We start from the raw sequence: 24958 nt of genomic DNA, 5'->3' as shown, positions 1-24958 counted from the left end.
GTTTCAGTGCGTTCGGTGAGGGTGTTTCACTCGGTGAGAGGATTACTACGTTGTTAAAACCAACCGTTCGTTCCACTCGTTGAAGAGGGTGGGTTCATTTCTATCATATTGTTCGTTTTGCTCGTTTTGTTCGTTCCGTTCACCGAACACACTCTCTTCCAGCATCGGTTCAGATCGTTCCAGTAAATTCATTCATTACTCGAAATTCTTTCGTTCTATTCGTTTCGTTCGTTCTATTCGTTTCTAGTTAGCCAGCACTCTTAGGGCCAAAACCATCTCGAAAAGATCGTATCGTCGAAAAGAAGCTTAATCGACCAGATTACCGTCAAGCATGGTTCGAATTCTATTTCCGTCATCTAATCCGGCCCCAATTGAACCGCTCCTCTTCCGTTCATCAAGCAGCTATCCTGATTCTATCGTCAGTACGCTTTTGACTTGCTCAATCGTAACTCGGCATAGTTGTGAAGGGGGACATAGCGAAACGATTCCAACAAGATCTTCTTGAGTGGAGTGAGGGAAATCTGCGGTCGTTTCCGTGGCGAGAGGATAATGCTACGCCATACGAGGTCTTAATCGCGGAGATTATGTTAAAGCAGACTCGGTCACCGACAGTCCACAGGATCTACCAGGAGTTCATCGAGGAATACCCAACGGTCGAGGCTCTAGCCGAGGCAGACCGTGAGGAGCTGATCGAGATCATCCAGCCGCTGGGACTCTACAACTATCGGGCCGACGCCTTTATCGAGATTGGTGAGCGGACGGCGGATGGTGGTCTTCCAGAGGATGAGGACCTCCTTAGTGACTTGCCACAAGTCGGGCCGTATGTCCTGAATGCAACCCTGTGCTTCGGGTTCGGGGAGGAGCGGCCGATTATGGACACGAACGTTGAGCGCATCTACAGCCGGGTGTTCCAGAACAGCGGTGTCGACGAGTTCGATGAGGGCGATTTCTGGGAGCTGGCTGAGTGCATGCTTCCGGAGAGGGAGGCGCGGCAGTACAACCTCGGGCTGCTTGATTTTGGATACAGCATTTGCACCCACAGCTCGCCGTCGTGCGATGAGTGCTTTGCCAGCGAGTACTGCGGCTACTATCAGAACAGGGACGACGGGTAGGCATCGGCCCGCGGCTGCTCGCTCGTCACATCAGGTCCGCGATCGAATCAGCCGTCGTTACCTCGTCCAGATCCCGGTACATCACGCTTTGAATCCAGTTCTCGCCCTCGCTCGACACCGGGTTGTCCAGCTCGATGAGGTCGCCGAGTTTGAAGATTGTTGCGGGTTCCTCCATGCGCTCAGGAAACATCATGATCCGGTCGCGCTGGGACAACGTCTCTGTATCATCCTCCAGGACCTCTTCGACCCCGGCGTAGTGCGTGATTGCACCGATTGGCTTCCCCCGGTAGAAGGCAACATAGTCACAGTGGTCCCGGCCGTACGATGACGGAAATGCGTAGATCCCTCGCTCCTTCGCCTGCTCGAACGAGTAGTCACCGACAGATACAATGAGCGTTCGACCGCCGTCCATGATTACTTGATAAGAGGTAGCGCGTTCGAGGGTATAGGTCTGGCTACTTGGGCCGATTCACAGCTCCAGGCACAGAACAGCTCAGCTGCCGATTAGACCGTGTTAGAATTCATCCTCGATAACATCGGTCAGGATTTCAACCCACTCTCTAGTCGGCTCGTTGAGCGGTGCCCGGTTACGGCGACGGTGGATGAGCGTCTCTGCGTAGGCGATGAGCCACTGCGAGTAGTCAACACCGGCGCTGACCAGCTCCTCCAGCAACTCCTTGCAGAGATCGTCGAACGTGGTGATGCAGATCTCGACGTTATGCTGGTCCTCGATTGTGGCCAGCCGGTCATCGATAGCTGGGTCGACACTGGGCCCGTTTTCGACGATGACGCCGAGTCGCTGGATCTCGGGATGGGCTTGGAGCAGGCCCTCCAGCTGATCGAGTTTGGCGGCCATGTCGAGCCGGCCGGTGTTCACATCCCATGCGGTATGGATGTGCGATGCGTCGCTGGGATGGGTGACGGTAATCGCTGGGTTGTGTCCGTCGATGTCTGCGTCTGGCAGCGGGGTGAACTCGGGGGGTTGGAGCGTTCCGCCGGTCGGACTGACACCAGACAGGTGGTCGTTGTCCTCGAGGACTTGGTACAGGGCGTGGAGTGCGATTTTGAGGACTCGGTCACTGTGCGGTGACTGCCGAATGTGGCGCTGGATGACGTCGAAGATCTGGTCGGGGGAGGTCCCCTTGTTGCGCAGGTTCTCGACAGCATCGAGCAGATCTTGGCTGATTTCCTGGGCGTAGCTGCCGCGGTTCACCAGGGCTAGAAGCAGGTAGCGGAGGGCCGGTTCGGGGGCGAGGCTGCTGTCGCTGCGTTCGATTGCTTCGACGAGCGTGCCCCAAGCGTCGCGGGGGCCGCGAAGGCTGGCTTTGTAGACCTGCGAGTACGGGTAGTTCTCGGCGAGCGACCGGGTCATCATCACGCCGTCCTTGTTGACGTAGAGCAGGTCGTACTCGCGGAGAGCGGGGGCGATGTGGGTGCTGTCGATAGTGCGGAAGGAGATCCCTTCCTTCCAGCCGAAGTGGTCGGAGCGCTGGCTGCCCTTGTGGAGGCGGATGTTCTGGTCGGGTGCGATGCTTTTGATGGTGAGCTGAACGACGGCAAGGCCGGCGAGTGACCGGCCAGCTCCGTCGCTGACACCGTCGATCAGGTCGTCGATGAGGGCTTGGTGCTGTTCGCTCAGCTCAGTGTCGAGGTGGGTGCCAGTAGTGGCGACATCGTGAATCTGCTCCTCGAGGTAGCCGTCGTCGAGTTCTTTTTGGATGTGTTCGTAGCGTTGCCGGGCCTTGTCGGTCTGGACTCCTTCTTCGAAGGTGTGTTTGGTTCCGTCAGCGTCGATGATGGCGGTGTAGTCGCTGTACGTGATCATTCGCGGTTCGTCGTTGTCTTGCTCGCCTGGAGGGCTGCGGGGATGATTGGGCGCCATCAATAGCACGTTATTGGTCTGATCACATAAGCTTTAGTGTACTGTAGCAGTAAAAGTATATAAAGTAGAGTGCGCGGCGGTGAAACAGTTGGCAAAGACCCCCTATCGTTGCAAGTGTTCTACCAGCCACGCTCACCGATCACCGCGAGAAACAAAATCCGAGCCGCAACCCAACCAAAAGAGGTCAGACCCGTCAGGCTTCCTCAACACGCTGCCGCAGTGAGTCGAGCTCGATACTCGCATCAAAGTGAGATGTCTCAACCATATCCGGGAACGGATACGTGCATAGGATCTGGCCCTCCGGCATCGTCGCATGCGTTGCCGGTGTCCTGACCTCGTACCGCCACTCACGCAGCTGTTTCATCGCGTCCACCACATCGTCGGGGTCGGCATCCAGCTTATCGGCTAAATCAATCAAGGTATACTCCGTATTGCAGTTCGACGCATCACTGAAGAACCGTAGCGCTCGCGCGACTACCGAGTCCTCGATCCCGTCGAGTTCGATCGAGGAGGTGTAGTCCAGCTGGGTCGTCGAGTAGTGACCGACCACGTCAATGAACTTCTCATACCGAGTCCGGTCGATGACCTCCGTTGCCCCAATATCCCAGATGTAGAACACGTCCGACAGCTCCACGTTCGACGCATGAATCTCCAGCCCACCGACACCATTCCAGAGCCCCTCATCTGGCATCAGCGTGATGTGGATATCGCCGCCGTCGTGGCTACCTTGCCGTTCAATATCGATCTTGAGGATGTCGTTCTCAAGGTGGCTTTCCTCATTGAACGCACGCGCTTCATCCCCAAGATCTGGCTCGGTACCGTAAGAAAACTTCTCCCTGTCGAAGTAGCTCTTGTAATTCCAGGTGGCCCGTCGCTCCTCCATCAGCGAATGCTTCGGCTGTTCAGTACCTCCTTCACCAGACCCGGCGAACTCCTCAAGGCCGTGCTGCTTGCCGCTGCGCTCGTTGCTGGGTTCCCACAGACCAAGCTCCTCGAGGCGTTCTCGTGCTTTCCGTTGGTACTCTTCGCTGTTTGTCCGCTTCCTCGACCGATAGTTGAGGTCGTAGTCGTCCGGCATCGGCTCCATTTCCTCGTAATCTGACTCCCCAGCATCGAACAGCTGCTCGGAGATGGCCATCGCCATGACTTCCGCGATGCGGGGCGGCACCGAGTTCCCGATCTGCTTGACGACCTGACTGTACGAACCTTCCAAAATGTAGTCGTCAGGGAAGGTCTGCAACGCCTTCAGCTCCTCCTCGGTGAACTTGCGGTTCTCCCAGTGGAACGGTCCCGACGCCGCGCCAGGCTGGGCCTTCAACGTCCGAACCGGCTGCTCAGGGTCTGCCTTGTAGAGGTAGTCAGAGAACCGGGATCGCCAGCCGAAGATTGGCTCTGGATGCCCCAGCTTCTCTGTGTAGAAGCTGTAGTTCAGTCCAGGTGGGATATCGTCCAGCAGGTACGCGTGCTTGGACGTAACCTCATAGGTGGGGTCATCGTTTGCTCCCTCGCTGTCGATGTCCTTCAGCGCTTCACCGGCGGTTACCTGCTCGTTGTCGAATGGTGAGTCTGGGCCGTGAGTGGGGAACGGGAACTGGAACTCCTCGTCGAAGTCCTTCCGAATCCCGACGATAAATGTCCGCTCACGGTGCTGTGGGACGCCGTAATCAGCAGCATCCAAGGTCCGTGCCTTCGGATGGTAGCCGGGGTCGCCAGCATCGTTCTCGAAGGCGTCGACGATCATCTGCCAATCCTCTTCGTCTGAAGTGATGCCGTAGACGTTCTCGAAGAGGAAGGCTTTCGGCTGCCACTCCTTCAGCAGCTTCACATAGGCACGGAACAGCGATCCCTCGTCGCTTTCCGTGCCCTCGATTCCCCCAGCCCGACGTGCGGCAGCGGAGAACGGCTGGCATGGCGGCCCACCGATAACGAGGTCAACGTCGGCCTTGCCCAAGTCCTCACCGTCGTACTCGGTGACGTCCTTGTGACGGATGATCGAGTCCTCTTCGACGTAGTCTGTGTCGGCTTTGGCGTTCGTTTCCAGCGTCTGAACCGCGACATCCATGATGTCGAGATGGAAGATAACTTCGAATTCGGAGAGATTACTAAATCCGATATCAAGCCCGCCAGCTCCGGTGAATAGGCTGGCGACCCGGATTTTGTCAGTCATAGAAGATCACCGCTCGTCAAATCCTGCATATTCGTAGATTCCCCCAGATTGGAGTGTATGTTTTTCGGTTCAATATGTGGAGACCGTATAGACACAGTGAGACCATGGAGCGGCCGGTACTTGTCTGATTCGGCTGGCATATCCGTTGGAAGGAGCCGAGGAGTCATTAAACTTACCCCCGAAAATGGGGTTAGAAGGGTAGTCTAAATAACTGGAATTCGGATGTTGGTCCTAGTGGCATATCTCTTGGTGATGCAGGGCAGTCCTAGGTTTCTTTACCGGCATAGCCGGAAAGGCACAGATATATGCAACTCCAAGAGGCGGGCGATGACCGCGCCCGTCTGTACATCCCTGCTGAACTGCGGGACACTCTCAACCTTACAGACTTTGAAGAGGTAAGTGTCCGTCTCACCTGCGAACACGGGCGCCCAGTGGCGTTCATCACTCCCGTCGCAGATGACGATGAAGCCGACGGGGTGGTCCGGTCACTAACGGTCAAGAGCAATGGACAGGTCCAGCTTGATTTTCCCCGGCAGGTAGCGGTGGCTGCCGGCCTCCTTAATTCCGAGCTGGCGCTTGTCGAGCGTGATGGCTATCTGGTTCTCGGTCCAGAAGAGTAGCTTCTGAGCTATGCCCGCTGTTCCACGATGTCGCCCAAGTCGCTCACCCACTCCTGAGTCGGCTCATCAATCGGCGCACGATCACGCCTGCGGTGGCACAGCGTCTCCGCGTACGCGGTCAACCACGCTGATGGCGACACCATCTTCGTCGATAGATCGTCCAGAGTCCGGTCGCAGAACTCGTCGAACGTGACGAGTTCAATCTCCACATCAAATTCCTCCTCGATCTTCGATTTCTGCTGCTCCAGCTGGCTGTCCCGCTCCGGCTCGGAGCTGGTGATGAACCCCACCGTCTGGGTTTCCGGGTGGTTGCTGAGCTTTCCACGGATCTCTTGGAGCTCGTTCCGGAGGTAGCTCTTCCCGTGTTTCGCGTCCCACGCGCTGTAGATGTGGAACTCATCGCTGGGATCGACCACTTCGATGTCAGCAACATTCCCATGCTTCTTGTCGGCTGACCGCATCTGAGTCAGCTCTTTCAGCTCGCCGTCCAGCAGGTTGGCCTCCTCCATCAGTTGGTAGAGGCTGTGCAGTGCGACCTCGTAGATCCGGGCCGAGTGCGGTGACGTATTGATATGTGACTTGATGATACCCTTAACCATTTCACGCTCCGGGTTTCGCTCGGAGAGATCGGAGACAAGTTCTAAGGTCGCCTCGTTGATCTCCTCCGCCCGCTCACCACGACCCGACAACGCGGTAATCATGTACTTCAGCGCTTCCTCCGGGTCGATCCCCGAGTCCGGGTCCTCAAGCGTCTCGATGAGATCGGCCCATGCATCCTGCGCCCCGCGGATGTTGGCCTGATAGAACCGTGAGTACGGGTAGTTCTCAGCGAGCGACCGAGTCATCATCACGCCGTCCTTGTTCACCCGGAGCAGGTCGTACTCTCGGAGGACTGGGCTGATGTAGGTGCTGTCGATGCTCCGCATGGAGAGCCCCTCCTCCCAGCTGAAGTGGGCGCTGCTTTTGCTGCCCTTGTGCAGCCTGATGCTTTGCTCGGGGGCGATTGATTTGATGGCAAGCTGCATCGCGCTCAGCCCGGCGATGGCTCGGCCGCGCTCACTGGTGATGGAGTCGACAATCTTGTCGATGATCTCCTGGTGGTCTTCGTCGAGATCGATCTCGACGTCGGCCTCGACGTCGGTCACTCGGTCGATCAGGTCGGTGAGGAACCCGTTCTCGAGTTCGCGTTGGATGCGTTCGTACCGGTCGCGGGCCTGTGTCGTCTGTGTTCCGACACGATAGGTTTCCACGTCGCCGTCCTCGTCCACGAACTCAACCTTGTCCTCGTAGACACGCATATGGGGCTCTATTTCGCCCTCAGAACTTTGATCCCAGTTAGACATTGACTGGGGCTACGTAATGAGGAAAGGAAATACCTAGGGATGACAGATGACAGCGGATTGCCGAGCAGTTAGTGTCCACTTCAAGGCGTCAAGTTTCAAGGCAGTACATTGCTAGGTTCAGGTTATAGCGTATCGATATGGAGTATCACACCGTTACACCCGGGTTAAACCGGCACACTGCCCCGCTCATCTATGCCTGATATCGACCCGCCCGACGACTGGGCCAAGCTTCCGAAGATCGTGAAAACAGAGGACGGCCACATCTACGTCGATGAGGATGAGAACGTCTACGAGTATCCGTTCGGTACCCGCAACGACGAAACCCACCAGCAGTACCAGTATGTACGACAGGCCTTAGAGGACGATCAATTCCGGCGCTATCTGCGGGACGCCAAGGACCTGCACGACGACGATAACGTGCCTGGCCTGAGCGAGGGGAACCAGCAACTGCTTGACGACGTCGTGATGGGGATCCATGGCGACGGCCGAGGTATCGCCCGCGTCTGCTGCGTCCAGCTTTTCGTCAAAACCGTGGAACCACGGCTCTCCACCCGCCTCCACAAAGGCAGCAACGACCCAAGCAACTTCTCCTGGGTCCACGGCTGGTCACTCCGAACACTCGACGACAGCTTCGGCGAGAAAGCGATCGGCGTCGAGCTGGACGAACACAACCTGCTGCTCAGCAACACCCGGGGAGGGGGCGTGATGACCCGAGCCCTCGCTGAATCCGAGCCATACACCCCTTTGTTCGGTATGGCGCTGGAAGGGCCCCGCGAATCATGGCTTGAGATCGTCGAACGACTGGAGAACGATGCCATCGATGCTGAAGCAGGGCTGCTGTACTTCCTCAAACGGCTGTTCGACGAGCGGGAAGTCATCGAAGAGGGAGTCACCGAGGCGCGTGCCGCGGCAGAGCTGTTCGAGGACACCGATCCCGCTATCGGTGATGTTGAGCAGCTTCTTATCGACCACATGGAGCAGGCTGACCGGCAGGCCAAACTGCTGGAGGTCGCCGCTCACAGCTTGCTGCAAGCAGTGGAGGATGCTGATGGCCTTCCTGGTGCGTTGAAACGGTTGGAGGAGCTGACGGCAGCGAACCGCAGGGGTGGGACATCAACGCGTGAAGCCGAGGACGTGGGCGACATCGAGATCGAGGACCCGGAGGATGAATCGCTCCTCCACACGTGGGACGCGAAGTACGTCGACGTGGACCGCAGTGAGCTGTCGGGGCTTACCGAGAAGTTGCGGAATAACCTCAGCGTCGAACGTGCTGGGTTCGTGGCAGTTGAGCAGCCCGGTGTCGATGATGACGCCGCAGAACTCGAGGAGGACATTGCCGACGATTTCGGCATCGACGTCGAGTACCTCTCACTAACTGAGTTTCGCGAGGACTACGTCGACAACGCGGAGGTGTCGGTCGAACCAAGGGACTGGCTGGTAGCGTACGTGGAGACGTTGGGACGGCAGCGGATGGATCGAGCCTTGGTCAGGCAGTCCCCGGTGACCTGGCTCGAATCACTGGTTGAGCTTATCGAGGACGAGACAGGCGAGGAGGTCGATGACGACGTCGATGGTCATGTCACGTCCAGTGAGTCGGACACACCGGATGAGCTGCAGTCAGGTATCGAGGACTTCTCGTAGCCTGGACAACGGTTTTATTTACAGACAGCTTATCCGTCTCCAAGCTTGCAGCTGGAATCTACTATCGATCTCGACGACCACCCGGATTCAGTAGAGGAAGCTTACGAGATACTGCGAGACATCCGGGAGAAGGAACTCAAAGTCGTTGATGATGATTTCGAACGTCGGCAAAAGCGGACACAGAGCTTCCATGACTACATTCAACGTCAACTGGATCATCCTGCGCAAGTCCTGCCGGAGCTGATTCAGAATGCTGACGACATTAAGTCCTGTAACACGGTTGAGATAGAGTTAACCGACGACACGCTCCGGATTCGGAACGATGGGCGGCCAATGAAATCAGAGGAGGTGGACACCCTCTGTGCAGCTGGCGAGAGTACAAAGCAGGATCCAGAGTATATCGGTCATTTCGGTCTTGGATTCAAGTCTGTTTTCAGCATTTCTGACAGTCCCCGAGTTCGATCTGGCTATTTCCATTTTGAGTTCGATAGCGACCGGCTGACTGTGCCCGAGATCCATGACGTCTCTACGCCGGTGAAGGGAACTGAAATCGAACTTCCACTGAAAGAGGACCTTTCGGCAGAAAGGCGTGAGCAACTTCAAGAACGTCTGGATGAGGTTCATCGCCTCTTGACTTACCTCCGTAACATTTCCCAAATTGAAATCACTCAAGAGGGGGAAACAACGGTCTATCGTCGAGAATCAGATTCTGAATCTCCGGAACGGATCATCTACAAGGACGATGAAGTACTGGAGCGGCGTTTAGTCTTCACCACAGATGATAAACCGTCGGGTGAAGCCTTTGAGCAGCTCGCTGAAAAACGACAAATCGACGACGAGGAGACTGTGCGAGAGTCACCTGTGTCTGTTACTCTTTCCTTCGAGGTTGACGATAGCCACCGACCTTGCTCAAAGGCCAAAGATTGCTACCTGTTCAACTTTCTACCGACGGATGAGCGGTCAGGATTCCCGTTCGACGTCCATGCTGACTTCCTTTTAGAGCCAAACCGGAGGGAGTTGGCCTGGAAAGACGGGCCATACAACCAGTGGCTCCTCAACCGGGTCGGAGAGACCTATCGGAAGGCCATCAAATACTATAGAGGCCATGATGAGACAACTACCGGACATCTACTGCTGTTACCATCTCAGTCTCACGGTTTAGACCATACTGAGGTCGCAAAAGAATCTGTACTCAGGGCTCTCAGCGAGGAGGCGTCAATCCCGGGCCAAGACGGTGATTACCATCGTGCGAATGCGATAGTGGTTCCCACGTTTCACGTTGAAAGTGTCTTCACCAAGTCGGATGTACGGCATCTCCTCAATCAAGCCGTTGAATACCCTGCTGAATCGATCGATGAGCCGTTGCTAGACACGTTGCTGGAAAGGGATCTTATTGAAGAGGTATCGGTCGAATCTCTGCTAAAGCGGAGTGAATCCTCAGCACGGGAGGATTTTTCTGAAGCAAGCACCGCTCATCTGCTCGCATTTGCCGCAGCTCTTTGGGAGTACTGGAAAGATGAGTACCGGAACCTCAGCACGTTCAGCAGCAAGAAGGATAATCGGGACGAATTCAAGCGCATCGTAGAGGAGACCCCGCTGATTCCGCTGGAAAATGGAGACCGGGTTGCCATCTCTGCGGTTGATGATGGCCCACTGCTTCCACCAAAGCAGAACAAAGAAGCATACGACATCTTCGAGGACGAATTCAAGCTGGTCCAGATTGATTCTGCTGCCATCCCCGAGGAATATCCGGAGAATGTAGCGGACATCGTCAAGACCGCTCGCAAGTTCTACTCTAATGTCCTAGAAATTGAGACAGTCGGAGCAGAAGTAGTGCTGAAAGATGTTGTAGCTGCTGCGTTTGAGAACGTAGAAACAACCGACAATGACACTTTAGACACCTTCCTGGAGTATATTTTCTCGAACAAAAGCCGCTGGTCAGCCGCGAAGAAGCACGTTGATCTGAAGTTCCGGGTGCGGAGCGATGCTAACAAGCCGGTCTATCAAGACCCGAATAGCACCGATATATTCCTGCCAGATGTCTACTGTGATCCGCAAGAACAGGGTACAGCATCTGGTTACAGTCTTGAGGACGTACTTGAGGGATTAGATGCAACGTTCGTATCCGAAGAGTATGAATCACTCACCGGGGAGGAGAAGCCCCGAAGGTGGAAGCAATTCCTCACTGAGTTCGGTGTTTTAGACCGTCTACCGGTCAATGAGGTGTCCCGAAGGAAGCGGACATTCTGTACCTACAGAGAGGAGCTAAAAGAGGACCTTTCAGACATTACGAAAGCCAATCTCAAGGAGGGGTGGTCAATTCCAGATTCCCGGAAGAAAGGAGGTGCGAAAGATCAATGGTTCCCTCAAGGTAAGCAGTATGGCCTTTCTGACTATGTCCCAGGTGACTGGTTCAGTGACGTGCTAGATCAATTTTCAGGAGATGGAGAGACACAGATCGACAGAGCAGAAGCCTTTGATCAGATGCTTCAAGCCCACTGGATTTACTACCAGGAGACGCTTTGCCGTCCACTTTACTATGTTGTTAAGGGGCGGGCTTTTGGTGTCAAAAAGCAGCAGACAGATCACTACTCAACCTTCGGTCAGCATCTCCGAAGCACACCCTGGTGCCTTACAAAGGGGGAAACTCTCGCGAAGCCGCGAACGCTCTTAGTTGAGAATCCTGCAACTGCAAACCAGCCGCAGCAGATGTACGTTGCTCATGAGAATAGTCCCTATCTCACTCCATTAGGGGTTAAAACACAGCTCGGCATTGATGTTACCCTCGAGCAGCTGTCCAATGCCCCCAGTGTGTGGAGCGATGCAGATCCACCGACTATTCGGCAAGAACTAACCAGCCGGCTCGATACGCTGCAGCAGGCACTGCGGGACGATGGCTCTGATGTGGAGCAGATTCGATCTTCGTTATCTGATGCACGGTTCATCTATGTTGAAGGGGCGGATCCAGAGTTCAGATCGCCTTCCGAAGTTGTCTGGAGTGGCCAAAACCTGGGATCACATATCATCTCAATTGAGGGAGAATACGGGAAATATGAAGATCTTCTTCAAGCGGTCGACGTCCGGAGTTCAATCCAGCTGACGGATTACCTTGACTATCTCGCCGATGCTGCCTGGGACAGTAGTGAGCATCGAGACACCGTTTGGAGACGCACAGTTCGACAGCTTATTGACGAAACCTCTGAAGTTGCATCACTCCAAGAGCTGGATTCCGAGGTCCGAGACCAGCTAACCCAGCGAAGCTTGCTGGCGCTGTCGAACGAGATGGCGTCGCTGGATCAACTGGAGTCCTACTGTCACGATGAAACCATCTGCAATCATCTACGCTCAGAGCTTGAAAACCGGGTTGTGAAGCCCTATGATGGACGGGATTACGCGAAGGAGACGGTGGCCGACGCATGGGAGGTGTTGGAGCTTGAGGACCTCACTGCTAATGCGACGCTGTCACTTTCTGGCCACAACGTCACTGTCTCAGAAGGGAAGGCTGTGGCTGAATCAGAAGAGTTCACCCAGCTGTTTACGGTCGCCTATAGCTTCTGCTTGAATCATGAGCATGAGGGGGCACAAGAGAAGCTCCTCCAGATGTTCAGCGAGTACCAGATTGCCGTCCATGAATCAGTAAAATGCCAATATCTATCTGTAGAAGACGAGCCAGTAACCGATGAGTTCGACGTCCAGTGCTATCTGGACCAGGAAAACCAGCAAATCCGGAGAACAGAGGGGACTGCCTCCTTGCAGGAATTCACCCAACGCCTTCCGAATGAACTCCCGCTAACAGTATCCGAGTCAGAAGAACTGGAGTCCATCCTGTCAGGAGCTCTTGGGAAGCGAGAACGCTTCCTTGATTCGTTCCTTGAGACCTTTGGAGTTGAACGCCGCTCAATCAAGGCGGAAATTCAGCCGGCAAGTGCTATTGACGAAGAACCCAGCGACTCGACAGATGAAGAGGTAAACGAAGGGGTAGAGTCTGACAAGGGCGCTGAGACGGAGCCCACCAGCTCGGAGGAGCTAGCTCTCTCAGGCAACGGAGGTGTAGATTCGGAGGTGGAAGCTCAAGCTGACGGCTCAAGCCACGGTGGAACCCCTGAAGCTGTCGTGGCCGGACCGGAAAGCGAGACCCCTGGCAGCGATAAGGAGATCTCCCCTGTAGGGGGTTCGTCGCCAGAGCCAAGTCCAGGAAGTTCCGCTAAGCAGGGTTCTAATCAGAGCCCAGCGGAGCAGCATCAGGAGGGGTATGAGGGTGTGCAGTCCGGGGAGTGCGATTCGAAACCTGTTGAGGATGACGGAGAGGTTCGAAAGCAAACGCGTCGGGGACGCACATTTACAAGCCGCCCTGTTCGTGACAGTAAATTCCGAGAGGCGGTGAGAGATGCTTATGATAGAAGCTGCGCAGTCTGTGGAAAGCAACGAGAGACGAAGGATGGGCAGCTAGAGATCGAGGCTGCGCATATTCAACCGGTTAGTGAGGGAGGTCCTGATTCAGTTCAGAATGGTGTTGCGCTGTGCAGGCTCCATCACTGGGCTTTCGAAAATGGATGGATAACGTTCTCAAACGGTTACGAGATCCTTGTTCGTGGCTGGGAATCTGTACCGGGATATGAGGAGTTCAGCGAGTACGAGGGTGACTCGATTCGTCTTCCAGACAAAGAGCAACGGCAACCAGGCCAACAGTATCTCAAATATCACCGCCAATCGCACGGCTTCGGAGAGTAGCCCACTAAGCCAAGATTGTAGCAGCATTGCGGTCGTGACAGCGACCAAGATGGATGCCTCGCGCCCACTGGAGAAGAGCGGCAACCTCTATTCTTCAATCACGTCGCGGATCGGGTCCGCCGTTGGATCAACTGCATACAGTTCGACCGTTTCACCTGCGATCTCATCGCTGTCGATCTCGACGTTGCAGATGCGTCGGAGGGACTTCCACAGCATGGCCGAGTTGTAGTCCTCCACATCCGGCGGGATGTGGTTCACCAAGGTTTTGGAACACACCACGATTAGCCGCTCCTCGGGGCGTGAGAACGCCACGTTCGACCGGTTCAGGTCAAGCAGGAAGTCCTCGCGCTCACCGATATCCGTCGGGTCGCTCGCCGTTCCCGACACGATGATGTTCTCACACTCACCGCCCTGCAGCCTTTCCACGGTGTCGACCACCATGACCGAGTCATCGGTGTGTTCCTCCAGCTCCAGCTGTAGGTTGCTGCGCTGTGCCGTGTGCGGTGTCATGACCGCGATCGAGTCCTCGCCAGGGTCATCCACAGTTTCGATCAGCTGGGAGATTAGCTCGGCCTCATACGGATTGCTCAGCCGTGACTGATCCTCGTCGTGGACCAGGAGGAACAGCCCGGTTTCCTCCTCCCACACCGCTTCCAGCAGGTCGCCGTCTGGATCCGGGACCTCCAAGTCATCGGCTGTCGCGCCTTCCAGATCGAGTTCGTCGTGCGATTGGTAGAGCTGCCCGACTAGTGCTCGAATCGCCGGCGGCAGCCGGAATGTGTACCGGAGAGCCGATAGCTGAATCGCCGTGTCGGCAACGTCAGCGTTGTCTGACAGGGCACGCGCTGCCTCGAACGCGCTGGAGTGAGGCTTGTAGTGCTGAACCGGTGGCCGGTCCTCGTCCTCCCATTCGTGGTCGACGATCGGGGCCAGCTGCCGGTGGTCGCCCGCCAGCATGATCCGGCCGTCTTCCTCGACCAGACTCGCCAGCGAGAGGAAGTGCGGGAACACCATCATCGAGGCTTCGTCGACGATTAGCTCGGGAGCGAGGAAACCGTCCGGCCCATTGCCGAGGACTCCGCCGTCATCGAGGTTCTCCACTTGTTTTAGCAGGGAACTCACCGTGCCGCCGATGATCAGGACGGCGTCGTCCCGGTGAGGCTGGATATGCGCTCCGCCGTTCCGTGCATCCAGCAAGGGAATGCCGCCGCCGGGAGCATCGCTCTGGTCGTGACTCGATGAGACCTTGGCCAGGTTCACGTTGGGGACGTCGAACCCGAATCGCTCCGCCTGCTCGGTGAACGTTTCGCGGTAGTCCTCGATCTGCAGCAGCAGGTTGTTGACCGCTCGGTGGGTGTTTCCGGCGAGCAGGATGATGTCGCCTTCCTCCAAGTGGTCGACGATGCGTTGCATGACCGCCACGGCTGTCGTGGTCGTCTTCCCTGTGCCTGGCGGGCCGTGAACCAGCTGCATCCGCGTCTCCAACCCGTCCAGGACAGCATCGCGCTGCGACGGGATCAGGGTCTCACCGTCCTCGATCTCCAGCGTCTCGAGGAACCGGCGGTAGTCGTCACGAGTATCCTCGTCCAAGGGGTCAACCTCAGGCAGCATCGGGGCCTCGGGGTCCAACCACCGGTATGCGTGTTCACCGAGATTCGCTCGCAGCCGCTCATCCACGCGGCGATCAACGTAGTCCGAGACGCTGCTCACCATTACAGGATCCCGGTCGTCGTAGACCGGGTCGCCGGCGTCACCGTACCAAGCACGGCTGGGCAGCCGGTACGTGTTGCCATCGCCGCAGGGGATCGCGTCCAGCTCGACGCGCTGGTTCTCCCAGTCGATATCCTCGATGACACAGGTGTATCCCATCTGCTTCAGCCAGCCATAGGTCGGGCCACGTTCCGGGTTGTCGAACCGGGGGCTGATCCGGATGAAGTCGTCCTCCTCGAAGGAGCCGCGGCGGCGGAACTCCTCAGCCCCGATCTCGAAGTCAGTGAAGTCGAGGCTGGCCTCGATCGTCATATCTCCTATCCAGTGCGCGTCGGCTAACGGCAGTGCCTCACCCTGCGGGACGCGGTGGGCGAGCGGCTTGATATTCGAGGCCAGCCAGTCGTTCGTCCCGACGTGGTGGTCCAAGAGGAGAAAGTCGATCCCCGCCTGGGCGGCGTCCTCGACGTCCAGCTCGTAGTCGATCAGATCCGGGATGCTGAGCCGGGCCTTCTCGATGTCGTCGTTGAAGTCGCCCATCTGCTCGTCCAGCCAGCGGAGCGCGTGAGTGCGAGTTCGGAGATAGGCTTTCAGCTTCGGTCGGTCCGACCGCTGGTACCGGTCCAAGACGCCGCGGAGCTGCGGGTCGCCCCCGTAGTCGTCGGGGTCCGGCAGCTCACCCCAAACGTTCTGCATGTAGCCCATCGGCAGGTCGTCGTGGAACCGGCTGCGCATCTCGAAGCGTTCGACCAGGTCAGCACTGTTGCGGTCCGTCCACTCGTTCTCGTCGTCCAGGCCCAGCGTGGTTTTGAAGTCGAAGATATCCTGCTCGTGCGCCCGTGACAGGTCTACCTCCTCGCCCATGACGTTGCGGACCCAGTGGTAGGAGCTGCCGAACCAGCTGAGTGATGTCGCCACGGCCAATCCTTGCCCGGTCCAGCCCAGGGCATACCGGTTCTCAGTGTCGGACTGCAGGCTGGTGAAGATCATCTGCTCCAGCGGTTCTCGGCAGCCTAGGATTTCGCGGAGGTGGCCGAGGAGTTCGGTGCCGCATCGGGAACACGCCTCGATCAGGTGTTCCATCTCGGAGTGGGACCAGACGTAGAAGTGGATGTACTCCTCGTCTTGCTCGGCAAGCGTGGCGATACGCTCGACGAGGTCCTGCAGGAAGCCCTGTATCAGTTGGGCTTCGGCCTCGGTATCGGCATCGTGTTCGCCACGCCACTGTCCCGGCTTGATCCGTACCAGTGGATCTCGGCCTGGGTCACGTCGATTACCGGTGTCCGGGTGTTCCTCCACGATTTCTGGGCTTGGCTCCCAGTCACCGTCCTCGTCCTGGCGGAACGGGGTGTTCAGCTCGTGGTCGCTCCGGGTGACATGGGCTGCTAATGCGTCCACGCGGTCCTCGATGTAGTCGTAGGTGATGTTGAGGTAGACCCGGATGACCTGATCGCCGTCGATGGTGTGGGGCGGCCGCTGGGTCTGCGGCTGGAACGGCAAGCCCTCAACCTCCCACTCATCGTCGTGGTCGCCGCCGGGCAGGTTCTGTCGCCGGGCCTCCGCGCGAGCCTGAAGGGCCGCCAAGTTCTCGCTGATGGCGTCGTCGCGACGCAGCTCGCCGGCCCGAGGTGACCCGAGGTCCAGCTCTGCTAGGTCGTCGATCGACTCAACGCCACGGTCGTGGAACGCTTGGACGGCTGGGGGTGACAGGCTCAGCAGTTCGAGCTTGCGCTGTCGTGCGCTTTCGGGCAGGCAGTGGACGTCGAACACGCACTGGTCGCACTTCGGCCCGAGCTTGTAGTCCAGGTCGTCGATGTCGTCTGGATCTGTCGTGATGATGTCCTCGAACTCGCCGCCGTCTTCGAGCAGTTGATGCAGGTCGTCGGTCTCGCTTTCGAGGTTTAGTGGGTCGAGTTCCAGGATGTCCTCGATGCGGTTGGTTGAGTTATCGATCCGGGCGACGACACACTCCATGTCGTCCTCGGTGATCACGCCGCGTTCCACGGTCAATGGGTCGTCGCTGAGCCGCTGCCGGATGAGTTCGCGGTACGTTGCCAGCTGGATTCGCTGGTAGGTTTTGTCCTCGCGGCTGCTCTTGGTCTCGACCACGCGGAGTTTCGGGCCGTCCTCGGAGCGGCGGATCACGAGGAAGTCGACACGTGCGGAGACGTCGAAGACACCGATCAGGCCGTTGAGCTTGACTTCGCGGGCAAATGCTTGCTCGTCGCGTTCGAGGGCGGAGACCTGGTCGACGAAATCGGTCCACCCCATCTCATCGTCACTATCCCCGTCATCGGTGTTATCGCCGGGGTCTGCCACGCCAGCACCGCCGCCGGCAGCTGCTTGAGTAGCCGTGTCCCCGCCATCTGTGGCCAGCTCCGACACGCCCTCATCACGTAGATCTTCAGCCCATTCGTCCTCCCGCTCGCTACCCTTTTGCTGCAAGGCCGGATCCAGCGGGTTGAACACACGGTTGAAGTACGGTAACTGGTCGCGGGCCACCTCTGAGTTGTCGTATGAAAGGCGCAGCCGGCGGCTGCATGAGTGATGCCGGACGTACTGTGCGATTTGATTGGCGTTGATAGGGTATGGGGGCATAGCGGCGGACTCCTCGAAGTTGATATTATGGAGACACTCTTGGACCAGTGATAAAGGTCGGTGCTGACCAAGAATACAGCCGTATCTCAGACATCTCAGTGGGACCACCTTCCATCATGTGGAACTACCTCGATCGAAGACGTTGCGGATCAGCTTCCAGGTGGTGACCGAAACCTTACATGGATTCCGGCGGGAAGTCGTTTTTAATGGGGAAGCTCAGATGGCTCGTTCTGAAGACAACAGGGCTTCTCAAACCTGTATATCGGCGGCTCGGGTTCTTTCCTTACCCTGGATCAGTCACCATCCAACATAAACGAGACACAAAATCCTGGCATGATACCGAGCGGGGGAAACAAGCCGCCGCATCGCTGTATGAGCAGCGTCACACCCCAGTCAACACAGCTCTGCTAATCGCAGCCACCATCGTCCTCACACTACTGGTCGACATCTCCCCGCTCGAAAACCCATTCTGGTTCACCATCGACACCGTCTGGCAGCTTCACGCCACCATCATCGGGCTGAGCTTCGTCGTCCTCGTCTTCCTCTTGGAAATCGTATCTCGAAGCCGCCTCATCGAAGGCGCATTAGAGCAATTCCTGCGAAAATCATGGGTTATGCCCGTCCTCGTCTACTCGCTTCTCAGCAACTTGGCGCTTGCCGCGCTGATCCTCTACCCAGATATCCGAGGAGGCTGGATCAGCTCAAATCTGGCGTCCGGGATTTTCGCCGTCACCATTCTCGGGATTTTGTCCGTCTACCGCAACGTAGTCGGATTGGTCTTGGCCGACGATACGGATGAGGAAGCCTACACCATTCTGAAAGACACCATCTCAAGGAAGATCCAGCGAGACATCACCATCTACGAGTACGATCAAATCCTGGCCGACGATCTGCCGGATCGTGCCGTCACCGAGAAAACACTGTATCCATACTACGCCGGTCGAACAGATCCGATATCAGCTGATGACCTAGGGCTGAGCGGTGTCGTCTCTGATATTCACGTACCCACCTTTGTCTACGGTATCAACGAAATCATCCGGATCGGCGAGAAGCACCAATCGGAAGAAGAGGAAGATGAGGACAGTAGCGAGGGTGAAGATGAAGAGAAGGATGATTCCACGCCGGTTGAGGTCCGAGTGAAGATCGGTGACAACCTGAGGGAGTTCTCATCGATACTCTATGTCGATTCAGAGTTCTTCCATGAGGAGATGGAGTCGGTCTACCCGATCTTGGACGCCAGCATACTGACCCGGCCGGGAACTGGCAGAGAAGAAACTATCCGGATCATCTACAAGCAAACCGACTTCCTCGATCAGGAGGGCAAGCGGATTGTCAGGAATGCAATGACACGGCCATTCATTCTGTTTATGGACCAGTACCGGGACGTTGTTCACCACTCATTCGAGGAGCTGGATGAAGCCCGGTTCCTGATCGAGGACCACAGATACACCAATGCAGATCTTCCCTTCTATGATCTTGACCAGATCCTCGTCCATGTCTTTGAGGAAGCAGTCGGAGAGATGAACCGTGAGTTCGCCAACCACATCATCACACTGATTGAAGAACTGACCAAGGACACCACTGACCGGGAGCTGTTCGGTGCATACCGCCGATATATGAACTTGTACTCGCGGTTCTATTTCGCTGTTTCACTACATAATGACCTTGTCCCGGATAGCCTCACAGTAGAACTCAACGACACGCTCATCGAGCGGCTCGGCTTTGCCACTAGGAACGGTATCGAAGCAGATCTCGACAAGTTCGATGAGCTGGACGAGTTCGATTTTCGCATCAACAGCTACAGCGAGACGGCACTCGAAGAGGCGCATAAAATCTTCAAGTACGCGTTCGAGAATCAGGACCCTCGCACGTTCGGAACAACCTGGCGAAAGCTAAACGTCCCAAGAAACACCGGAAATCGTGATGTCCGGAAGACGATCAAACGTGAGCAGCAGGATCTGCGGTTTAACGCCGCTGCGATGACATACGACGTTGCCAAGGACCACGAGAAATACCATGAAACGTTCGAGGCTATTTACAACACATGCATTCGGAAGACGTACCACCGTATTCCAGAGTTGTTCGAGTTCTACTTTCGCATCAAGGAAAAGAAGGGTCATAGAACCCGCTGGGGGAAGTGGGGGCATCAGGAACACGACCTCATCAAGCAGATGCACGGAGCGCCGTACTCACTTGACCCGGAAACGGACTTAGGTGAGTTCTACTGCTTCACGGCAATCATGAACGGGTACTACAATAATCATCAAGAACGCAACCCGCTAGATGGAGAGACCATCACCGAAGAAGAGTTCCGGATGATCAAAAGATCGGTGAACGAACTCAAGCGGAAGCAGCCGTTTATCGACGTGCGGAACCACCTTGATGAGGAGGAGTTCAAGGAGCGAGCGGACAAGTTCTTAGAGTATCACGAGAAGATAGTGGACGTCAACTAATTGCCTGACGAAGTCACGGCCGATTCCGAACCAGACGTCGAACTGCATCATCGATACAGATCTGAAACTTGGCCCACCACAGCCTGGGGCTGATTCGAACGCGACCGTATCCGTCACAGTAGTCACCGACGCCTTTTGGAGTCCCCCAACCCTGATTCCATCACAGCTGGCAGAGCCCTCATTTTCACAGCCGTTGTTCTCCACCAAGACACCATCCGCACGGTCGAACCGACCGAGGGGGTCCTGTCGAGCCACTACCAAGAACACAACGAGAGTCTTCTACCCCAGCCTAGTCCATCTGAGTGGTCCCAGACATCGACATTGACAACGAGAAATCCTCACAAGACCGTGTCGCACTCGCCCACGAAGTGATCGAGACGCAGCTGGTCAGAGCGGTCGAGAGCGTGCTTTCACCGCTCGGGTGGGACCGAACCGATATCCGTCGAGAGCTCTCCGGTGAGAGAGATGCCGTTTTGAGTTCGTTCGGAGCCACCAACGAACTGTCGTAGTGGACCCCACCCCTGGTTTCCGTCGTTTCGATCCAACCCCACGTTTCCGACGTAATTTTCGACCCCCCTCGGTTCCGTCGTTTCCTCACGCCCCACCCCGGATTTCCGTCGTCCGCACCCACTCAGTAGTAGGGGGTTGCTACTCGCGAGTCCAGTCCTGCATCCGGCTGTCCTCGAGGATCGTCTCGCGGACAACCTGGGGATCTTCGATGAGTCGATTCTGGAGATGGATGCCGCCCGCACTTCCCTTGTTGATCTTCTCGATTTCGACAACCCCGAGGAAGGCTTGCTCTTTCAGGATGTCGCGGAACCGGCGGACGGAGAGGATATCCATATCAAGATGGTTGCAGATGCGTTCGTACTGGTCGTACACCCGGCTCGTGAGGAACGCATCGTCGTTGCTGTTGACACTCAGTTCCGTGAGCGCCAGCAACGCCGCTTTCGCCTGCGTGGGTGCGCCGTTCACGAGTTCTCTGAACCGGTCCTTTTCGGCGTGTTGCTGTGCCTGGCGGACGTACTCCTCCGTCACTTGCTCTGCCCCGGCCTCGTAGGCGACCTCGCCGGCGTGGCGAAGAATGTCGATCGCCTTCCGAGCATCGCCGTGTTCCTGCGCGGCGAAGGCCGCCGAGAGCGGAATCACGTCCTCGGAAAGGACGCCGTCCTGGAAGGCGTCCTCACGGTTGAACATGATCTCCCGGAGCTGGTTGGCGTCGTATGGCTTGAAGAACAGCTCCTTGTGCTGGAAGCTGCTTTTCACGCGCTCGTTCACGTTGTCGACGTACTGGATCTTGTTGCTGATCGCGATGACGCCGACGCTACAGTCGATTTTCCCCGCCTCCTCAGCGCGCGAGAGCTTCATCAGCACGCTGTCGTCGTTCATCAGATCGATCTCGTCGAGGATGATGATCACAGAATCGAATTGAGCGTCGAGCGTCTTCCAGAGGAGTTTGTAGTATTTCGACGTACTGAGGCCGGTATGTGGGACGGAGATTCCAGTCGAAGATTCATCGTTCAGCTTCGCGGCAAGTGAGGAGATTGCCTGAGTCTCCGTGTTGTCTTCAGCACAGTCGATATACGCTGTTCCAATCTCGACGCCATCCTGGGCGGCATTTTGAGCTCGTTGGCAGACGTGTTTTGAAACGAGAGATTTACCGGTCCCCGTTTTCCCGTAGATCATCACGTTCTCCGGGGAGTACCCGTGGACAGCACCGTTGAGACGTTTCGCGAGCTTCGAGATTTCCTCGTCGCGGCCGACGATTCGGTCAGCCTCCGGAACGTGACCGATCTTCAGGAGATCCTTGTTCGCGAAGATGCGATGCCCGGATTCAAAGAGTGGATCGTCGACAGAACTGGATGAAGAGTCGGGCGTCATTGAATATCACACGGTGGGTGCGGGGGGAGTATAAATCTAGTGGAGAACGCCACCCCACGTTTCCGACGTTCCTTGTCCGATATCAGCGTGAAAATACCGTGATTCGGTGGAATTGGATTGCTGACAGTATAGCCGCGTTTCCGACGTGAAGGAGGAAACCCGGGGACGGAAGCGTCGCCTCGATCTCGAATCCCGAACCCACACACCCCACGTTTCCGTCGTAATCACTGAACAGGTGGGGAGGGGACTCGAAGAAGACGTCCACGCCGAGATACCACAGACGAGAGCGGCCTAGCCGTCCAAAGCTGGCCGTCTATAGAAGCAGTTGGAGAGGTTTGTTTCACTTGAGGGGGGCGAAGTACTTCGCCCCCTCCTTGGGTGAAGTAGACTTAATGTCCGTTTCTCAGCTATCCTACTTTAATCTATGTGTTGCAGGAGTTGGTTCATCTCTAGATTGGTTTTAGGTCAACATAATTAGTTGCTGTATAGTACTAGCCGTAAGCTCTCCCTACGCTGTCGTGGAGAAACGACGGAAATCCGGGGGGTGTGTCCCCGTCGAAATCAGCCTCACCCCCTCCATCAACATCCAGTTACGACGGAAACGTGGGGTGGGTGTCCTCCATCATCGAGTTTTCACTCGTCCGGGTTGACTGGGCCCTTGTACTTCGACTTCACTGAATCACCTTCCCGCCACTGCCAGTAGTAGTAGCGATTGTCGTTGATCTCCTTGATCGTGATCGTCGCTTTGGCCGGGACGTCATCCGGAAGATCGTCTGGTCGCTCTTCGACCTCTTCTTGATCTGCCGATTCCTCGAGACGAGCCTCTCGTTCCTGGTACTCGGCGAGCGCTTCAGCGTACGTCGCAACGTCTCGGAGCTGCTCCGGGTCCGACTCGTTGAGCGTGTTGATGATCTCCGTCGGGAGGTTCGCCGGTGGGGTCGGGGGTTCGTAGGACATCGGCTACTCTCGTGTTAACCAACACGCCCCACGAAACAATAGTTTTGTTGGTTAAGACGGTGGTGGCAGTTCTCGCGACCGCTGTCTGTAACACTACTCGAAACTTCTTTATATAGTAGTTTCGTACTATGTTACACCGTGCTCCGGCGTATCGAACTTGAGGTCCTCGCCACGGTCGACCGCGGCGACACGATCTCCGAGCTCGCGACGAAGCTCGACCACAGCGAGAGCTATCTCTCCCGTGCCGTCGGCAACCTCGTCGAGAAGGGACTCGTGTACACGGAACGCGACGGCCGGCGAAAACGAGTCGTCCCGTCGGATGCTCGCGCCGTCGAACTCTATCGGGACCTCGTCCGCCAGCACTCCCACATCGAGTTCCCCGAGCTGCTGACCGGGAAGGCACTCGAGGTGCTGTACTACCTCGACCAGCCACGAACTGTCTCCGAGATCGCCGACCGGAGCGACAACTACCGCAACACGGTTAACCGCGTCCTCAAGCGATTCCGCGACCGTGGACTCGTCGGGACGACTGACGGCCGCTATGATTTCAACGCCGATTTCGACCGCCTCCACGAGTTCGCCCGTGAACTCGCCCACCATCTGCATCGCCAACGCCTCGAAGCCGTCGCCCCGAAGGGGACGATTCTCTGGGAGGACTACGACGAATTCCTCGCCCAGGCCGAGACGGAGATCGACGCAGACGGGTTCCACGAAACCGGGCTCGCTCAATTTGCGGCCTTCGAGCTCCAGTTCCTGCTCACCGGCCACCGCTACTACGTCTACTCCGAGGAACTCGACGCGGTCTCGCCGGCGGAGCTCTGCTGTCACACACTGTTGATCGACGACGGCAGCCGCCACCGTTCGTACTGTCTCCTCCTGCTCAGCCACGTCGACGTCGACGAGGAGGACCTCCGAGCGCAGGCGGCGAAGTATGGACTCGAGGACGAGATCGACGCCTTGCTCCGCTACCTCGAGACGCACGGCGAGGTCGACGACGACCGGCTCCCGGAGTGGGACGTGTTCCAAGAGCTGGCGGCTGACTACGAGGTTCCACTACCACAATGAGACCAACATTCGGACGTGAGTACATCGAGAACGAATTCCGGCGCATCGGAGACGGGCTATCTGAACCGCTTACGGTCTACCTGATCGGTGGTGGCGCGATGTCGCTGCGCGACCTCAAGGGGGGGACGAAAGATATCGACCTGGTCGTCCCGGATGGCGACGCGTACGGCCAGCTGTGGGCCGTCCTGATGGACCTCGGGTATGCGGAGGTCCAGTCGTTGGGTCCAGATTATCGGGCGCTGGGGGCGACGAGCTGCGTCGAGAACGACGATGGGTGTCGCATCGACATCTTCAACCAGCAGGTCGCGAACAAGCTCGTACTAACCGACGGGATGCAAGAGCGCAGCGACCCGTTCCTCGACACGGATCGACTGACGGTCCGGCTGGTCAGCAACGAGGACATCTTCCTGTTCAAGGCGATCGCCGGTCGGGATGACGACATCGAGGATATGAATATGCTCGTACAGGCTGGCCTCGACTACGACGTCGTCCGGGATGAACTCGAAGCCCAGATCGAACGCCTGGGGGACGATCAGTTCGCCACGTTCGCGAACGAGGCGTTGGTCGAACTCGAGGAGCGGTACGGAGTGACCACGCCGATCGAGGCCCGCGTCCAGGAACTCACGAACAGGTACTACCGGGGGCTCGAAGTCCTCCAGGCACTCGATGAACCGATGACCGTCGACGAACTGGCCGCCGAACTGGAACTGGATACCGACGAAGTTCACGACCGGATCGCGTATCTCTCAACGTTCGACCGGGTCCGTCAGGATGGCGACACAGTCCGTCCCGTGGAGTAGT

14 protein-coding genes and 1 pseudogene are annotated in these 24958 nt (G+C 57.0%); 8 read left to right on the top strand and 7 right to left on the bottom strand.

Going from position 1 to position 24958, the window contains the following annotated elements; genetic code table 11:
* Positions 1-461: 461 nt before the first annotated feature.
* The gene (locus tag NAF06_RS15435; protein WP_152418718.1) at positions 462-1112 is read left to right on the top strand and encodes an HhH-GPD family protein; all 651 of its coding nucleotides are present in this window, start codon (positions 462-464) and stop codon (positions 1110-1112) included.
* 25 nt (positions 1113-1137) lie between these two features.
* Here the strand turns inward: NAF06_RS15435 and NAF06_RS15430 are convergent, their stop codons facing one another.
* From NAF06_RS15430 to NAF06_RS15420, 3 genes are all read right to left on the bottom strand, one after another.
* Complete coding sequence (locus tag NAF06_RS15430; protein ID WP_008580633.1) at positions 1138-1524, bottom strand: hypothetical protein; 387 nt, start codon at positions 1522-1524, stop codon at positions 1138-1140.
* 102 nt (positions 1525-1626) lie between these two features.
* The gene (locus tag NAF06_RS15425; protein WP_008580631.1) at positions 1627-2937 is read right to left on the bottom strand and encodes a hypothetical protein; all 1311 of its coding nucleotides are present in this window, start codon (positions 2935-2937) and stop codon (positions 1627-1629) included.
* 250 nt (positions 2938-3187) lie between these two features.
* Positions 3188-5161 carry a DNA cytosine methyltransferase gene (locus tag NAF06_RS15420; protein ID WP_008580629.1) on the bottom strand — a complete coding sequence of 658 codons (1974 nt, stop codon included), beginning with the start codon at positions 5159-5161 and terminating at the stop codon, positions 3188-3190.
* Positions 5162-5466: 305 nt separating this feature from the next.
* Between NAF06_RS15420 and NAF06_RS15415 the strand changes: the two genes are divergently transcribed.
* Entirely contained in the window at positions 5467-5781 is a 315-nt protein-coding gene (locus tag NAF06_RS15415; RefSeq protein ID WP_008580628.1) for a hypothetical protein, read from the top strand.
* An 8-nt stretch (positions 5782-5789) separates the two neighbouring features.
* Here NAF06_RS15415 and NAF06_RS15410 read toward each other — a convergent pair whose 3' ends face one another.
* Complete coding sequence (locus NAF06_RS15410) at positions 5790-7124, bottom strand: hypothetical protein (RefSeq protein ID WP_049908490.1); 1335 nt, start codon at positions 7122-7124, stop codon at positions 5790-5792.
* 192 nt (positions 7125-7316) lie between these two features.
* Between NAF06_RS15410 and NAF06_RS15405 the strand changes: the two genes are divergently transcribed.
* Positions 7317-8765: a hypothetical protein gene (locus NAF06_RS15405; RefSeq protein ID WP_008580624.1), complete on the top strand. Its 1449-nt coding sequence runs from the start codon at positions 7317-7319 to the stop codon at positions 8763-8765.
* Between the two features lie 45 nt (positions 8766-8810).
* Entirely contained in the window at positions 8811-13496 is a 4686-nt protein-coding gene (locus tag NAF06_RS15400; RefSeq protein WP_008580622.1) for a sacsin N-terminal ATP-binding-like domain-containing protein, read from the top strand.
* Between the two features lie 87 nt (positions 13497-13583).
* On the opposite strand, the gene NAF06_RS15395 is transcribed toward NAF06_RS15400, so the two are convergent.
* Entirely contained in the window at positions 13584-17705 is a 4122-nt protein-coding gene (locus NAF06_RS15395) for an AAA domain-containing protein (RefSeq protein ID WP_008580621.1), read from the bottom strand.
* 302 nt (positions 17706-18007) lie between these two features.
* On the opposite strand from NAF06_RS15395, the gene NAF06_RS15390 reads away from it, so the two are divergent.
* Both NAF06_RS15390 and NAF06_RS15385 read left to right on the top strand, forming a co-directional pair.
* Positions 18008-20254, top strand: a complete 2247-nt coding sequence (locus NAF06_RS15390) for a hypothetical protein (RefSeq protein ID WP_049908486.1) — start codon at positions 18008-18010, stop codon at positions 20252-20254.
* A gap of 320 nt (positions 20255-20574) precedes the next feature.
* A pseudogene (locus tag NAF06_RS15385) lies at positions 20575-20763 on the top strand (DNA polymerase domain-containing protein); the annotation flags it as partial.
* A 139-nt stretch (positions 20764-20902) separates the two neighbouring features.
* Here the strand turns inward: NAF06_RS15385 and orc4 are convergent.
* Together orc4 and NAF06_RS15375 are read right to left on the bottom strand one after the other, a co-directional pair.
* Positions 20903-22135 carry a DNA replication protein Orc4 gene (gene orc4 / locus NAF06_RS15380; RefSeq protein WP_049908483.1) on the bottom strand — a complete coding sequence of 411 codons (1233 nt, stop codon included), beginning with the start codon at positions 22133-22135 and terminating at the stop codon, positions 20903-20905.
* 633 nt (positions 22136-22768) lie between these two features.
* Positions 22769-23092 (bottom strand): DUF6788 family protein, encoded by a 324-nt coding sequence (locus NAF06_RS15375; RefSeq protein ID WP_008580615.1) that lies wholly within the window; start codon positions 23090-23092, stop codon positions 22769-22771.
* Positions 23093-23230: 138 nt separating this feature from the next.
* On the opposite strand from NAF06_RS15375, the gene NAF06_RS15370 reads away from it, so the two are divergent.
* Positions 23231-24157 carry a helix-turn-helix transcriptional regulator gene (locus tag NAF06_RS15370; protein WP_008580613.1) on the top strand — a complete coding sequence of 309 codons (927 nt, stop codon included), beginning with the start codon at positions 23231-23233 and terminating at the stop codon, positions 24155-24157.
* Positions 24154-24957: a DUF6036 family nucleotidyltransferase gene (locus tag NAF06_RS15365; protein ID WP_049908482.1), complete on the top strand. Its 804-nt coding sequence runs from the start codon at positions 24154-24156 to the stop codon at positions 24955-24957. The genes NAF06_RS15370 and NAF06_RS15365 overlap by 4 nt, the downstream gene beginning before the upstream one ends.
* Position 24958 lies beyond the last annotated feature (1 nt).

It is taken from the genome of Halorubrum hochsteinianum (genome assembly GCF_023702125.1).
GTDB classification, from domain to species: domain Archaea; phylum Halobacteriota; class Halobacteria; order Halobacteriales; family Haloferacaceae; genus Halorubrum; species Halorubrum hochsteinianum.
Note: the sequence above shows the minus strand (reverse complement) of the source record. Positions and strands in the feature narration are given on the sequence as shown.